Source organism: Kitasatospora sp. NPDC001660, assembly GCF_053596725.1.
On record NZ_JBSFGU010000034.1, the window covers coordinates 67,005 to 81,421 of the forward strand.

General features: G+C 75.0%; 12 protein-coding genes. 5 read left to right on the forward strand and 7 right to left on the reverse strand.

The features are described 5' to 3' along the window. Position 1: 1 nt before the first annotated feature. On the reverse strand, positions 2-775 hold the full coding sequence (locus ACWCXH_RS28935) for an enoyl-CoA hydratase family protein (RefSeq protein ID WP_449804420.1): 774 nt from the start codon (positions 773-775) through the stop codon (positions 2-4). Between the two features lie 175 nt (positions 776-950). Between ACWCXH_RS28935 and ACWCXH_RS28940 the strand changes: the two genes are divergently transcribed. Further along, positions 951-1,871, forward strand: a complete 921-nt coding sequence (locus ACWCXH_RS28940) for an ATP-grasp domain-containing protein (RefSeq protein WP_449804421.1) — start codon at positions 951-953, stop codon at positions 1,869-1,871. Positions 1,872-1,973: 102 nt separating this feature from the next. Next, a complete protein-coding gene (locus ACWCXH_RS28945; protein ID WP_449804422.1) occupies positions 1,974-2,381 on the forward strand; it encodes a RidA family protein in 408 nt (135 codons plus the stop codon). Positions 2,382-2,446: 65 nt separating this feature from the next. Here ACWCXH_RS28945 and ACWCXH_RS28950 read toward each other — a convergent pair whose 3' ends face one another. Beyond that, positions 2,447-3,766 carry an MFS transporter gene (locus tag ACWCXH_RS28950; protein WP_449804423.1) on the reverse strand — a complete coding sequence of 440 codons (1,320 nt, stop codon included), beginning with the start codon at positions 3,764-3,766 and terminating at the stop codon, positions 2,447-2,449. A gap of 94 nt (positions 3,767-3,860) precedes the next feature. Here ACWCXH_RS28950 and ACWCXH_RS28955 point away from each other — a divergent pair, with 94 nt between their 5' ends. Beyond that, positions 3,861-4,847: an ArsR/SmtB family transcription factor gene (locus ACWCXH_RS28955; protein WP_449804424.1), complete on the forward strand. Its 987-nt coding sequence runs from the start codon at positions 3,861-3,863 to the stop codon at positions 4,845-4,847. 280 nt (positions 4,848-5,127) lie between these two features. Here ACWCXH_RS28955 and ACWCXH_RS28960 read toward each other — a convergent pair whose 3' ends face one another. Continuing rightward, positions 5,128-6,495 carry a geranylgeranyl reductase family protein gene (locus tag ACWCXH_RS28960; RefSeq protein ID WP_449804425.1) on the reverse strand — a complete coding sequence of 456 codons (1,368 nt, stop codon included), beginning with the start codon at positions 6,493-6,495 and terminating at the stop codon, positions 5,128-5,130. Positions 6,496-6,733: 238 nt separating this feature from the next. Here ACWCXH_RS28960 and ACWCXH_RS28965 point away from each other — a divergent pair, with 238 nt between their 5' ends. Then, positions 6,734-8,098 (forward strand): M20/M25/M40 family metallo-hydrolase, encoded by a 1,365-nt coding sequence (locus ACWCXH_RS28965; protein ID WP_449804426.1) that lies wholly within the window; start codon positions 6,734-6,736, stop codon positions 8,096-8,098. Here the strand turns inward: ACWCXH_RS28965 and ACWCXH_RS28970 are convergent. Beyond that, positions 8,049-9,005, reverse strand: coding sequence for a DUF4184 family protein (locus tag ACWCXH_RS28970; RefSeq protein WP_449804427.1), 957 nt, complete (start codon positions 9,003-9,005; stop codon positions 8,049-8,051). The genes ACWCXH_RS28965 and ACWCXH_RS28970 overlap by 50 nt on opposite strands. Positions 9,006-9,129: 124 nt before the next feature. Beyond that, a complete protein-coding gene (locus tag ACWCXH_RS28975) occupies positions 9,130-10,197 on the reverse strand; it encodes an NUDIX hydrolase (RefSeq protein WP_449804428.1) in 1,068 nt (355 codons plus the stop codon). A 450-nt stretch (positions 10,198-10,647) separates the two neighbouring features. Here ACWCXH_RS28975 and ACWCXH_RS28980 point away from each other — a divergent pair, with 450 nt between their 5' ends. Beyond that, positions 10,648-11,556 carry a ribokinase gene (locus tag ACWCXH_RS28980; RefSeq protein ID WP_449804429.1) on the forward strand — a complete coding sequence of 303 codons (909 nt, stop codon included), beginning with the start codon at positions 10,648-10,650 and terminating at the stop codon, positions 11,554-11,556. A 103-nt stretch (positions 11,557-11,659) separates the two neighbouring features. Here ACWCXH_RS28980 and ACWCXH_RS28985 read toward each other — a convergent pair whose 3' ends face one another. Further along, positions 11,660-12,541: a C40 family peptidase gene (locus tag ACWCXH_RS28985; protein WP_449804430.1), complete on the reverse strand. Its 882-nt coding sequence runs from the start codon at positions 12,539-12,541 to the stop codon at positions 11,660-11,662. A 225-nt stretch (positions 12,542-12,766) separates the two neighbouring features. After that, on the reverse strand, positions 12,767-14,182 hold the full coding sequence (locus ACWCXH_RS28990; protein WP_449804431.1) for an AMP-binding protein: 1,416 nt from the start codon (positions 14,180-14,182) through the stop codon (positions 12,767-12,769). Between the last annotated feature and the right edge of the window lie 235 nt (positions 14,183-14,417).

A 14,417-nucleotide genomic window follows, 5' to 3' on the forward strand; every position in this document is an offset into this window, starting at 1 on the left:
GTCAGCGCACCCAGCGCGCGGGCCGCTTCTCCAGGAACGCCCGCATCCCCTCCTGCGCCTCCGCCGACCCGAACAGCCGCGCCGACAGCTCCACCAGCTCGTCCGCGTCGCGCTCGAAGGAGCGCACGACGTCCGCGTTCGCCAGCCGCTTCGACTCCGCGAGCCCCTGCGGCGAGCCCTGGCGCAGCGCGTCCAGCAGCTCCTTCAGCGCGGTGCCGGTGTCCTCGGCGGACGCGGTGGCGCGGGTGATCAGCCCGATCCGGGCGGCCTCGGCGGCGTCGAAGACCTCGCCGGTGAGGTAGTAGCGGGAGGCGGCGCGCGGGTCGAGCTTGGGGCGCAGCGGCAGCGAGATGACGGCGGGCGCGAGGCCCAGCCGGACCTCGGTGAACGCGAAGGTGGCGGCCGGTCCGGCGATGGCGAGGTCCGCCGCGCCGACCAGGCCGAGGCCGCCGGCCCGCACGTGCCCGTCGATCACGGCGATCACCGGCTTCGCGCAGTCCACGATCGCCCGCTGGAGCTCGACCAGGCCGCGCGGGCCCACCGTCGGGTCCGCGCCGGTGGCCTCGGACAGGTCCGCGCCCGCGCAGAACACCTTGCCGGTGTGCCCGAGCACCACCGCCCGAACCTCCGGGTCGGCCGCGGCGAGCGCCAGTCCGGCGTGCAGCTCGGCCATCAGGCGGGTGGAGAGCGCGTTGCGGTTGTGCGGCGAGTCGAGGGTGAGGGTGGTGACGGCGTCGGCGGTGGTGACGTGGACGAAGGGCGCTTCGCTGGTCATCGGCGGGGGCCTGCTTTCCGGCTGAGGGTGGGTCGGACCGCGGGCGCGGCGGGGGTACCCGGACCGCGCCCGGACGACTCTGGCACGCCCACCCGTCCCTCGGCCAGAGCCACCGGGGACGGGATGGGTGGAAAACCGGTGGTGGGCGCCACAGCGCCCACGGCACCATCACGCCATGAGCACCGCCTCCGCCTCGAACACCGCCTCCGCCTCGAACACCGCCTCCGCCTCGAACACCGCCTCCGCCCTGAACGCCCACGTCCTTGGAAGCACGCACCCTCGTAGGGACACCCACGCCTCCGGGGACACCGACACCGTCCTGCTGCTCGCGCCCCGGATCAACGAGACCGGCCTCCAGCTGCGCACCGCCGCCGGCCGCCGCGGCCTGCGCGCGTACACGGCCACCTCCTGGCAGGCACCGGAGGAGCTTCTCGGGTCGGCAGCGCACGTGCACGTGTACGGCGGGCCGCTGTTCGGCGACGCCGTCGGACGGGCGCTCGGGCTCGCGCTCCTGGAGCCGCCCGCCGCCTGGCTCGCGGACCTGCCGCGGGAGCTGACCGGGCGCCGGGTCTCCTGCACCACGCTCGCCGAGGCACGCCGGCTGCGCGGTCCCGCGTTCGTCAAGCCGCCGGCGGACAAGGTGTTCGCCGCCCGGATCTACCCCGACGGCGCCGCGCTGCCCGGGCCCGGGGTGCTGGACGGGGACACGCCGGTGCAGGTGAGCGAGATGGTGCGGTTCCGGCGCGAGTACCGGCTGTTCGTGCTCGACGGGACCGTCCGGGCGGCCTCGCGGTACGCGGTGGACGGGGAGTTGAGCGTCGCGCCGCTCGGCGCGGAGGCCGGCGAGGTCCTCGCGTTCGCCACCGACGTCCTGGCCGCCGGCGGGCCCGCCCTGCCCAGCGCCGTCGTGGTGGACGTCGGCCCGACGGACGGCGGCTGGGCCGTGGTCGAGGCCAACGCGGCCTGGGCCAGCGGCGGTTACGCCGCCGACCCGGACGGCGTGCTGGACGTCGTGCTGCGCGCCGCCGGACCGCTCGCCCAACTCCCGCCCGCCGACCGACCGTTCCTGCGCGACCTGCCCGAGATCGTCCGCTGACCGGGCGACCCGCCCGGCTCCCCGCGACGAACCCACGTGCGTCACCGGCTTCCGGCGAAAGGAGGGTGCGACACCGTCCCGCCATGCGCCACGATGGCCCGCATGACCACCAACCAGCACCTCACCCACATCACCGAGCCGCCTGGTGTCGCCCCCGGCACCGGCTACACCCAGGTCGTCACCGGCACTGGCCGACTGGTCCAGGTCTCCGGCCAGGTGGCCTTCGACGAGCACCGGAACCTGGTCGGCGAGGGCGACCCGAAGGCGCAGGCGCGCCAGGTGTTCGAGAACCTGCGCCGCTGTCTGGCCGCCGCCGGGGCCGGCTTCGACGACGTCGTGAAGTTCACCATCTTCGTCACCGACATCGCCTATCTGCCCGCCATCCGCGAGGCCCGCGACGAGCACGTGAACACCGCCAACCCGCCGGCCAGCTCCGCGGTGCAGGTCGCGGCGCTGTTCCGGCCCGAGGTGCTGATCGAGATCGAGGCGCTCGCGCTCGTGCGGGAGTAGCAGCTCGCACTCGTGCGGGAGTAGCAGGAGCAACGGGAGCAGGCGCCGCCGTGGTGCGGGCGTCGCTACGCCTCCTGGTTCCGCCGTCCGGCCCACCGGACGGCGGGACCCATGGCGAGGCCCGCCCCCGCCAGCACCGCCCCGAGGACGGCCCAGCCGAGGAGGCCGTGCCCGATCACGACGGTGGTGACCACCGCCGGTCCGATCATCAACGCGGCCGACATCCCGGCGTTGTAGACGCCCTGGTACGCGCCGTGCGCGCGCTCCCCCGCGAGGTCGTAACTGAGCGCCCAGCCGCCGGCCTGGCCGAGAACCTCGCCGAGCGACTGGAGCGCGACGCCCGCGAGGACCACCACGGCCGCGACGATCGCGGGCAGGCCGTGCGCCAGGGCGATCACGACGCAGGACGCCAGGAGCAGCAGCCCCGACCGGCCGCAGACCCGGGCCGCCTTCGCCAGGTCCTCGGTGCCCTTGGTGGCCCGCACCTGGAGGGTGATCACCAGCACCGTGTTGACGACCAGGGTGCCCGCGACGGTGATCCGGGGCGCGTCGGTGTCCTGGACGATCCACAGCGGCACGCCGACCTCCAGGGCGGCGAACTGCAGGGCCAGCAGCGAGTTCAGCAGCGTCACGACCAGGAACGGGCCGTCCCGCAGGGCCGGGTTGCGCCGCTTGCCGCGCGCCTCGCCGCTCGCGCCCTGCGCCTCCTCGGGGGCCCGGGTGCCGTTCACCGCTTTTCCGGGGAGGCGCTGGACCATCACGGCGACGACCGCGAACGAGACGGCGTTGACCAGGATCGCCGACAGGTAGACCGGCCGGGTGTCCGCCTGGAGCGCGATCGCGCCGAAGGCCGTGCCCGCGCAGATGCCGGCGTTGGTCACGACCCGCAGGTAGGCACGGCCCGCCACCCGGCCGTCGGCCGGCAGCACCTCGGCGTAGAGCGCGTTGCGGACGGCGGACGAACCGCGGTCCACCGCCGCCACCGCGCAGGCCAGCACGACGAACGCCGGGTAGCTGCGCACCAGCACGTACCCCGCGGCGCCGACCGCCTCCAGCGTCGCCAGCGTCACCAGTACGCGCCGCGCACCCCAGCGGTCGGCGGCGCGACCGGCGGGCACGCTCGCCACGACCCCGCACAGCCCGGCGGCCGTCATCCCGAAGCCGAGCTGGGCCGCGCTCAGGCCGAGCACCCGGGTGAAGAACAGCACCGACACCGCCAGCGCGAGGCCGTTGCCCACGGTGTTGACCAGGGTGATCGCGGCCAGCCGACGGACCGTCGGGTCCGGGTGCAGCCGCCTCCGAACAGCCGCGGCCAGGCCGCCGCCGCCGCCGGAAGCGGGCATGGCCGAGGAGGGTGCGGAAGTCTCCGCGGGAGTGGAGGTCATGCCCCGATCCCACCGCCCGACGAGCGACAGCGGTAATCCTTTAGGCTCTGCCTAAATCCTCGCTTCCCGCGTCCCACCGTCCGGAGGCCCCGCGGTGCACCGGTTCACGCTCGGCCTGGCCGACCTCGCCACCACCTGGTTCGCCGTCTCCCCCATCCAGGAGGCCTCGCTCAGCCTGCGGATGTGGACCCACCCGGGCGCCTACCCGCTCCAGACCCGCGCCTTCGAACGGCTCCGGCCCGCCTTCGAACGGCTGGACTCCGCGCTACTGCTCTCCCTCGTCGCCGAGACCCGGTGGATCCCCGACTTCCTGACGCCCCGCCCGACCGCGCCGACCGCCGACTTCCGCGCCGAACTGGCCACCGTCCGTGCCCTGCCGCCCGAGCAGCTGGGCCCGGAGCTCGAACGGACCTTCCTGCCCCACGGCCAACCGCTGCCCGCGCCGCTCGCCGCCGGGCTGACCGACCCGGCGCGGCTGCTCGGCCGGATCGCCGACGCCCTGGAGGAGTACTGGGAGATGTGCCTCGCACCCACCTGGTGGCCGCAGGCCCGGGCAGTGCTGGAGGCGGACCTCGTCTACCGGGCCCGGCTGCTCGCGCAGCACGGCGCGGCGGCGCTCTTCGCCGATCTGGACCACCGGCTGCGCTGGGAGAACGGCGTGCTGTCGATCAACCGGCGGTGGACGGAGTGGGACGCCGAGACCGCCGTGGACGGGCGCGGGCTCGTCCTGATGCCGACCTTCTTCGCGCGCGGCGCGATCACGATGATCAGCAACGACCTTCCACCGCAGATCAGTTATCCGGCCCGCGGGCAGGCGGGGATGGCCGACGCGAGGCCGCCGGTGCCGCCGCAGGCGCTGGAGGCGCTCCTCGGCGCACCGAAGGCCCGGCTGCTCGCACTGCTCGCCGAGCCCGCGTCGACCACCGACCTCGCGTACCGGCTAGGGGTGACCCCGGGCGCGGTCAGCCAGCACCTGTCCGTGCTCGCCGCGACCGGTCTCGTCACCCGGGCCCGGCACGGCCGTTCGGTGCTGTACCGGCGCAGCCCGCTCGGGGACGAGCTGACGGGGGCGGACCGGTGACGGCCCGCGGGTGGCAAGCGACAGGCGACAGAAAACGGCGAACAGATAACAGATGACAGATTTCGAAATCTGTCATCTGTCACGTCCAGGCCGACCCCGGCGCCCGGCAGTCCGCGAACGGCGCGGAGCCAGGCCAGTTCGCCGAGGAGGCCGGCACCCTGATGTCCGCACTCGACACCGGCCTCGACCAGCCGTCGCCACAAAGCCGAACAGCGGTAGGGCCGTTGCCCCTGACCAGGAGCAACGGCCCTACCGCGCGCCCGAGTTGCCGCGAACCGAGCTACCGCGAGGCCAGCGCCGACAGCTTGCGCGCCGCGCGGTGCTGGCGTAGCACCTGGGCGAACGTGGTGTGCCCCTGGGTCGTCCCGGCGAAGGCGCGCCAGGCGGCCGGCACCAGGCAGACCGCGGCGTGGAACAGGTACGGGCGGCGCTCGAAGGCGCCCAGCAGCTGCTTGCCCGCCCGCATCTCCACGCCCAGGCCCGCCTTGATGGCGAACGCGTAGTTGAGCGCCTCGCGCCGCACCTCGGCCGCGTTGCCCGCCTCGGCGACCTTCACCGCCCACTCGCCGGCCAGCCGGCCCGAGCGCAGCGCGTACGAGATGCCCTCGCGGGTCCACGGCTCCAGCAGGCCGGCCGCGTCCCCGGCGACCAGCACCCGGCCGCGCGAGAGCGGCGAGTCCTCGGCCCGGCAGCGCGTCAGGTGCCCCGACTCGACGCTCGGCGCGAAGCCGGACAGGCCCAACCGCCGGATGTAGTCGGCGAGGTACTGCTTCGTCCGCTCCCCGTCGCCGCGCGCCGAGATGACGCCCACGGTCAGGCTGCTCGACTCCGTCTTCGGGAAGACCCAGCCGTAACTGCCGGGCAGCGGGCCCCAGTCGAGGTGGATCCGGCCCGCCCAGTCGGCGGCGACCTGCGGCGGCACCGGGATCTCCGCCTCCAGGCCGAGGTCGATCTGGTCGAAGGTGACGCCCACGTGCCGGCCGATCCGGCTCGCGCTGCCGTCCGCGCCGACCACCGCGCGCGCCTCGAACCGGCGCCCGTCCGCCGCCGTCACCAGCGCCGTCCGGTGCTCCCCGCCGCGCTGTTCCACGCCGGTGACGGTCACTCCGGTGACCAGTACGGCGCCGGCCTGCTTGGCCGCCTGCACCAGGCGCAGGTCGAACTCGTCGCGGTTGACCAGGCCGAACAGCATCCGCTTGGAGCGCTGCGTCCGGGTGTACCGCCCCTGGTAGGCGAAGGTGACGGCGTGCACGCGGTCCTGGAGCGGCAGCCGGAAGTCCGGTGGCAGGCTGTCCCGGGACGGGCCGATGATCCCGCCGCCGCAGGTCTTGTAGCGGGGGTGCTCGGCCTTGTCGAGCAGCAGCACCCGGCGGCCCTGGACGGCGGCGGCGTGCGCGGCCGAGGCCCCGGCCGGTCCGGCGCCGACCACCACGACGTCCCAGACACCGTCGAGCCCGTCGGTCCCCCCGTGGGCAGCGGCCGCGCCGGACTGCGGAGCCGACGGGCCGTCGGAAGGCCGGACGAGTGCTTCGGGCGCTTGGGGCGCTTGGGGCCCTTCGGGCGCCTCGGACGCCTCGGACGCCGTCGGCAGTTCGGACGCCTGGGCGTCGAGCGGGCTGCGGGAATCGGAGCTTCCGGAGTCAGTCACGTCGAGCAATCCTATGCGTCCGCCACGGTCCCTGCCGAGCCGCACACAACACCCCACGACCACGCCGGACACCACACCGCACACCACCCCGGACACCGTCCCGGACGTCACACCGGCGCCGGCGCCGGTGACCACGCCCGCCCCGCCCGTGCCACTCCGCCTATGATCGGCGGTACCCCAACCGCCCGTACCCGCCCGGACCACCCCTCGGGCGGCCCCGCCCCTCGGAGCAGCCCCGATGTCACAGCCCCTGGCCGACGCTGTCCGGTCCCTGATGGACCGCGCCCGCACCGACCTCGCCGAGCTGGTCGCCTTCCCGTCGGTCGCCGACCCGCGCCAGTTCCCCGTCGAGGAGTGCGAGAAGGCCGCACGCTGGACCGCCGACGCGTTCGCCGCCGAGGGCCTGACCGACGTCCGGCTGCTCGACACCCCCGACGGCACCCAGTCCGTCTACGCCGAACTCCCCGGCCCCGAGGGCGCGCCGACCGTCCTGCTGTACTCGCACTACGACGTCCAGCCGCCGCTCGACGAGGACGCCTGGCTCAGCCCCGCCTTCGAACTGACCGAGCGTGACGGCCGCTGGTACGGGCGCGGCGCAGCCGACTGCAAGGGCAACATCCTGATGCACCTGACCGCCCTGCGCGCCCTGCGCCAGGTGTACGGGGACACCTACCCGGTCGGTCTGAAGATCATCGTCGAGGGCTCGGAGGAGCAGGGCACCGGCGGCCTCCAGCGGTACGCCGAGGCGCACCCCGAGCTGCTCGCCGCCGACGTCATCGTCATCGGCGACACCGGCAACTTCGCCCCCGGCCTGCCCACCGTCACCGCGTCGCTGCGCGGCATGACGGTCGTCGAGGTCTCCCTCACCACCCTCGCCGGGAACCTGCACTCCGGCGCCTTCGGCGGCGCCGCCCCGGACGCACTGCAGTCGCTCGTCAAGGTGCTCGCCTCGCTGCACGACGAGAACGGCGACGTCGCCGTGGCCGGGCTGACCGCCGACCAGACCTGGGACGGCGTGCAGTACGCGGAGGAGCAGTTCCGCGCCGACGCCAAGGTGCTGGACGGCGTCGCCCTGACCGGCACCGGCACCATCGCCGACCGGCTCTGGGCCCGCCCGTCCGTCACCGTCCTCGGCATCGACGCCCCGCCGGTGATCGGCGCCACCTCCTCCGTCCAGGCCGCCGCGAAGGCGCTCGTGAGCCTGCGCGTGCCGCCGGGCACCGACGCGGCCGCCGCCCAGGACCTGCTGGTCGCCCACCTGGAGGCGCACGTGCCGCTCGGCGCCCGCCTGACGGTCGAGCGCCAGGGCAACGGCGCTCCGTTCAGCGCCGACACCACCGGCCCGGCCTACGAGGCGATGGGCAAGGCCATGGCCGAGGCCTTCGGCACCCCGATGGTCGTCTCCGGCGAGGGCGGCTCGATCCCGCTCTGCGACACGCTGCGCACGCTGTACCCGCAGGCCGAGATCGTGCTGATCGGCGTGGAGGAGCCGACCACCCAGATCCACGCGGTCAACGAGAGCGTGGACCCGAAGGAGCTGGAGCTGATGGCCCTCAGCGAGGCCCTGTTCCTGCGCCACTACGCCGAACTGCGCTCCGCCTGACGGCCGATGTGCCCGCCCCCGCGGCGGGCGCCCGCCCGGACGCCGCACCTGACGCACTCCCGGACGCCACGCCCGTCACCCGGCCGGCGGCTGCCTTCAGCCGCCGGCCCTTGACGGCCACCACAGCCGCGACGGCCGCCGCATAGCCGGCCGCACCCACCGCGAGCCCGGCCCCGGCGCCGAAGCAGACCTCCGGGATCAGCCCCCGCCGCAGCGGACCGATCCGGTGCGCCGCCCCGGCCGCCGTCGCCAGGCCCAGCGCCGCGACGGCGGCCCTCCGGCCGATGGGCGAGAGCACGACGGCGGGCCGCACCGGCTCGACGGCCCGCGCCGCGCGCACCGCCCACCCGCCGATCGCGGCCAGCGCGAGCGCCGAACTCCCGTACTGCAGCGCGGAGTACAGTGGCACCCCGGCCACCTGCCGGTCCAGCAGCGGCAGCAACCGCACCCCCAGCCGCCCTTCGTGGGTGAAGGCGTCCCACCCCACGTGCGTGGCCGCCCCGACCGCCGCCGACACCACGAACCACCCCGCCGACGCAGCCGCGTCCGCACCACCACGCCGAACGGCCGGCGCCTCCACCGCGTCCGCACCACCACGCCGGACCGTCAACGCCTCCGCCGCGCCCGCCCACCGCTCGGGCAGCAGCGCCACCAACGGGCCTCGCAGCATCCCGTGCCAACCCGCCACCAGCACGCCCGCGATCGCCACGTCCAGCGTCGGCACCGCCCACCACCGGTGCGTCAGCCCGCCGTGCCCGTACACCCCCGGCAGCAGCGACTCGGCGAAGAACGGCACGTCGGGCGCCATCGACCCGGCGACCAGCGCCGACGCCACGAGCGGGCCGCGCTCCCCGGCGGCGCGCAGCAGTGGCAGGACGGCGGCGGGGTGGCTGAAGGTGAACGGCATGCGCCCATCCTGCCCGTTCCCACGCCGGCCCGCCGACCGCCCACGCCCGCCCGCCCGCGCCCGCCCGCCCGCACGGACGTGCCGCCGTACGATCCCAGCGCTCAGGCCCCCGCGGAACGGGCAGCTACGCCGCGTCCGCCGCCCGGGCCAGCCCGACGGCGACCCGCCGCCCCGCCTCCAGGTACCGCAGCTCCCCGCTGCGCCGCGCGTCCAGGGTGGCGGCCAGCCGCCGGTACCGGCTCGGCGGCAGCAGGTCGGCGGCCTCGTCCAGCGTGACGAAGCGCCAGCTCCGCAGCTCCTCTCGCTGGAGCAGCAGCCCCTGCCGGGCGGTGGCGTCCAGCAGCCCGCCGTCGTACATGAGCCGCAGGCCGCCGCGGCGCGGCCCGGTCCGCGGCTCCCAGTCGACGGCGAGCAGCCGCAGGGCGGCCGGGTCGAGCCGCAGGCCCAGTTCCTCGGCGGTCTCGCGCAGGGCGGCGTCGGTGGGGGCCTCGCCGCGTTCGACGACCCCGCCCGGGAAGTCCCAGTCGGGCTTGTAGACGGGATCGACGAGGAGCACGCGGTCCTGCTCGTCGAAGAACAGGACAGCGGAGGCGACGGTGTCCTCGGTCGGGTCGGGCGTCTGGACGATCGGGCAGCGGGCGGCGCCGTCGCGGACGAGTTCGGCGACCCGCTCGGCGGTCTCGCGCGGCGTGAGCCTGCCGGTGTCGAGCGCGCGGGCGTCGCGCAGCAGCCAGCGTCGGGCGGCGCGGTAGCGCGGCAGGTGCTCCAGGCACCACTGGCGGACCCGCTCGCTGGCGTCGGGATCACCCGGGCACTCGTCGCGCTGCGCAATGCGCTCACGCAGGATCGTTTCTTCGGGATCCAGGACGACGTGGTGCACCGCGATGCCGTGCGCGGCGAGATCGCCGAAGATCTCGTCCCGGTAGTCCTCTCTGAGCAGGGTCATCGGGACCACCAAGGGGCCCGGCAACTCGCCGAGCAGCGCGGCCGCCACCTCGGGGACGAGCCGGCGCCAGGCCGGCAGGTCCTGGAAGTCGGACACCGCCGCCAGCCGGTCGGCCGGAAGCATCCCCCTCAGCCCGGCCCCCACCAGCTCGGGGTCGAACAGCGTGCTCCCGGGAAGCAGTTCCACCAACTCGCGGCAGGCGCTGGTCTTGCCCGCCCCGAATGTGCCATTGACCCAGACGATCACAACGTCCCCTGCCCTCGACTGCTCTCGACTTCCCCCGATGCCGTTCGCACCGGGCGGCGCCCCCGTTGTCGAACCAGCGCCACCCGTGGTGGTACCCCCGCCGCGCGGCTCCCCATACCTGCCCGCGCCGCCCACTGCGCCGCCCCGGCCCGCCCCTTGACAGGGGCATGTGCCCAGGCCAGGCCCCCGGGCAGCGGACGGCGCCAACCGTTCGCCCAGGCCTTCGCGCGCGCTTCGCACCCCTACGGTCCGCCCCCGGCGCACCTCATCGAGCCGGCTCGCACGCTCGCACAACGGCGCTCACGCCACAGCACACGCCCCACGCGCACCACCCCCGCTCACGACCGTACGCCCCCGCATCCCCGGCCACTCACCGCCCCCCTCACCCCATCCCTTGCCGCGCTCGCCACCCGGCTTGCGCCGAGCCGCCCCACCCCGTACAGAGGAACGATGAAGCTGCGCCCCGCCGGCCGAGTCATCGTCATCGGGTCGGTCAACGTCGACCGGATCCTCCGCTGCCCCGCGCTCCCGTCCCCCGGCGAGACCGTGCTGGCCTCGGACGCCGCACGGGGTTTCGGCGGTAAGGGCGCGAACCAGGCCGTGGCGGCGGCCCGGCTGGGCGCGGCCACCCACCTGGTCGCGAAGGTCGGGGCGGACGCCGACGGACGGACGGCGCTCGCCGATCTCCGGAGCGCCGGCGTCGAGACCGGCGCCGTGCTCACCGACGCCACCGTGCCCACCGGTCAGGCGATCGTCATGGTGGACCCCTCCGGCGAAAACAGCATCGTCGTCGTCCCGGGCGCCAACGCCTGCCTCACGGCCGCCGAGGTCACCGCAGCACTCGCCATCGTCCGCCTCCTGCCCCGCGACGTGGTCCTCACCGGCGGCGAGGTTCCGGATGAGTGCGTGCGCGCGGCGGCCGCCGCGCTCCCGGCCGATGGCACCCGCTGGGTGCACAACGCCGCCCCCGCCGGAGCCCTTCCCGGGACGAGCTCAATCGGCCGTCGGCCCTTGGTCGTTGTGAACGCCGTCGAGGCCCGCCGGCTCACCGGCACCGACACCGTCGCCGAGGCGGCCGACGCGCTCGGCGGCCTCGCCGACGCCGCCGTGATCACCCTCGGCGGCGAGGGCGCCCTCGTCGTCACCGACGGCCGGGTGACGCCCCTGCCCGCCCCCGCCGTCAGCGTGGTGGACACCACCGGCGCCGGTGACGTCTTCTGCGGCGCCCTGGCCGCCGAACTCGCCCGCGGCACGGCCCTGCCCGAGGCGGCCGCCGTCGCGGTGGCGGCCGGGGCCTTCGCCGTCACCGCCCTGGGCGCCCGCGGCGCCCTCCCTCGCCCGACCGACCTCTCACCGTGAAAGGTCCGGACAAGAAGCGTCCGCGCATCAGTCCCCGATCAGCACAAGGGCGCCCGGGCCCGCACAGGCCCGACCCGCACAGGCCCGAGCACCCCTCACCCGGCTACGGGCGCCCCATGTAGTGCGGGTAGTAGCCACTGCTGATGTTCGAGATCCGGACGAGGGTCCCCGGCCGAGCCGCCTCGACGTACTGGTTGTTGCCCAGGTAGATCGCCACGTGCTGGATGCCCCGCTTGGTGCCGTCGGGCGACCAGAAGAGCAGGTCGCCGCGGCGCAGCTGGCTCGCGGTGATCGGCGTGGTCGCCGCGTACTGGTCGTTGGCCACCCGCGGCAGCTCGATGCCGCCGCGCCGGAACGCCTGCTGCACCAGGCCGGAGCAGTCGTACCCGTCCGGTCCGTTGCCCGCCGTCTCGAAGGGCTTGCCGAGCTGCGCGAGCGCGAAGTTGATCGCCGCCTCGATGTTCCGGTCCGCCGAGGGCGGCGCCGCGCTGGGCGAGGAGGACGCGGAGGAGCCCCCGCCCCCCGTGCGGTCGAGGTAGATGTCGTAGTGCGTGGTCCAGCGCCACTCGCCCTTGCTGTTCTTGAACCAGTACCGCGACCCGTCCCAGCCCTGCTTGATCCCCCCGTTGGAGTTCGCACCGGACGACGTCGACGTCTTCGGGGTCGACCCGCCCCCGGTGCGCGCCTTGTAGATGTCGTAGTGCGTGGTCCAGCGCCACTCGCCCTTGCTGTTCTTGAACCAGTACCGCGACCCGTCCCAGCCGGCGTGGGCCGGCGCCGGCTCGGCGGCGGCGGGGGTCACGCTGGTGCCGAGGCCGATCACACCCGCGCCGGCGGCGATCACGGCCACCATGCCGATCCCCCGGCGCACCCGCCCGGCCCGGGAGGGACGGGCGGCGGCCCTGCGGTCGGCGGTGGGGGTGGTGGCGTGCTGCCCGGTCGACTCGTCGGCGGCATCCGGCGCGCCGGTGTTGACGGTGGTCATCCTGCTGACTTCCTTCACTGCTGCGGAAACGCGGAAAGGTCTGAAGGCACCGAACCGACCCAAAACGGTCGAATCAGCCGATTCTGTACTGTCGCGTGTCACGTTAGGCGCGCATCCGCGCACGGCGCGCAGTGGAGTGCGCCAAATGAAGGGTCACGAAGGGTGAGCACCAAACGGGGCGTCAGAGTGAGCTACCGTCATCGCGATGTGTCCGACGCCCCGTCATCACCGCTCACCGAGCTCCGCAAGCAGCTGCTTCTTGAGTACCTTTCCCATGGCGTTCCTTGGGAGTTCGGACACCAGAACGACCCGCCGCGGGCGCTTGTGCGCCGAGAGCCGCTCGGCCACGAACGCCGCCAGCTGATCCCTCGTCACCGGACCTTCCGGAATGACGTACGCGACGACGGCCTGCCCGAGGTCCTCGTCCGGCGCGCCGACCACGGCGGCGTCGACGACGGCCGGGTGGTCGCGCAGCGCGGCCTCCACCTCGCCGGCGCCGATCCGGTAGCCGCCGCTCTTGATCAGGTCCACCGAGGCGCGGCCGACGATCCGGTGGAAACCGTCCGCACCGATCACCGCGACGTCCCCGGTGCGGAACCAGCCGTCCGCGGTCCACGCCTCGGCGTCGGCGTCCGGCCGGTTGAGGTAGCCGGAGAAGAGGGTCGGGCCGGCGACCTGCAGTTCGCCGACGCTCTCCCCGTCGGACGGCACGGGCGCGCCGTCCTCCCCGACCAGCCGCGTGCGCACCCCGTCCAGCGGCAGGCCGACGCTGCCGGGCCGGCGCTCGCCGTCCGCCCGGGTGCTGACGGTGATCAGCGACTCCGTCATCCCGTAGCGCTCGATCGGGGCGTGGCCGGTCAGCGCCGAGAGCTTCTCGAACACCGGGACGGGCAACGGCGCGCTGCCGGAGACCAGCAGCCGGGCCGTGGCGAGGGCGGCCGCCGCCTCCGGGTCGGCCGCCAGCCGGGACCAGACGGTCGGCACGCCGAAGTACAGGCTGCCACCCGCGGCCGCGTACCCGGCGGGGGTGGGCCGACCGGTGTGCACGAGGCGGCTGCCGGTGCGCAGGGCACCGAGCACGCCGAGCAGCAGGCCGTGGACGTGGAACAGCGGCAGACCGTGGACGAGCGTGTCGTCGGCGGTCCACTGCCAGGCGGCGGCGAGCGCGTCCAGGTCCGCAGCGACGGCCTCGCGGCGGATCACCGCGCCCTTCGGCGCGCCGGTGGTGCCCGAGGTGTAGAGGACGAACCCGGTGGCGTCCCCGGCCGGCTCGGCGTACGTCGTCCCGGATCGCTCCGCCGGATCGACCGGCAGCCCCACCACACCGCCCACCGCACCGTCGCCGACGGCGTGCGCGAGCATCGTGGCCCCCGAGTCGCGCAGGATGTGCTCGCGTTCCTTCGGCCCGGAGTCGGGCGGCAGCGGCACCACGGGCACGCCCGCCAGTAGACCGCCGACCACGGCGGTGACGGTCTCGACGCTCGGCCGGGCCAGCACCGCGAGCGCGGGTGCACCGGCCACCCGGTCCGCCACGGCGGTCGCCGCGCCCAGCAGTTCCTCCCGCGAGAGCACCCGCCCGTCGATCCGCAGCGCGTCGGCGGCGTCCCCGAAGCCGCCCTGAAGTGCCGTCAGCAGTGCCATGCGTCCGTCCTCGCCTCTCTACGGGTGTCACGCCCACAGGTGTCGCGCCGACTCTACGGGCCCGCCGCGAACGCCCGGGCACTCCGGGGAACGCCGGAGGGCGTGGCACCGAGCACCCGGCGCCACGCCCTCCGTCCCCGCGGGGCGGATCAGCCCTTGCGGGCCTTCACCTCGGCGGTGAGCTGCGGCAGGACGGCGAAGAGGTCGCCGACCACGCCGTAGTCGACCAGCTCGA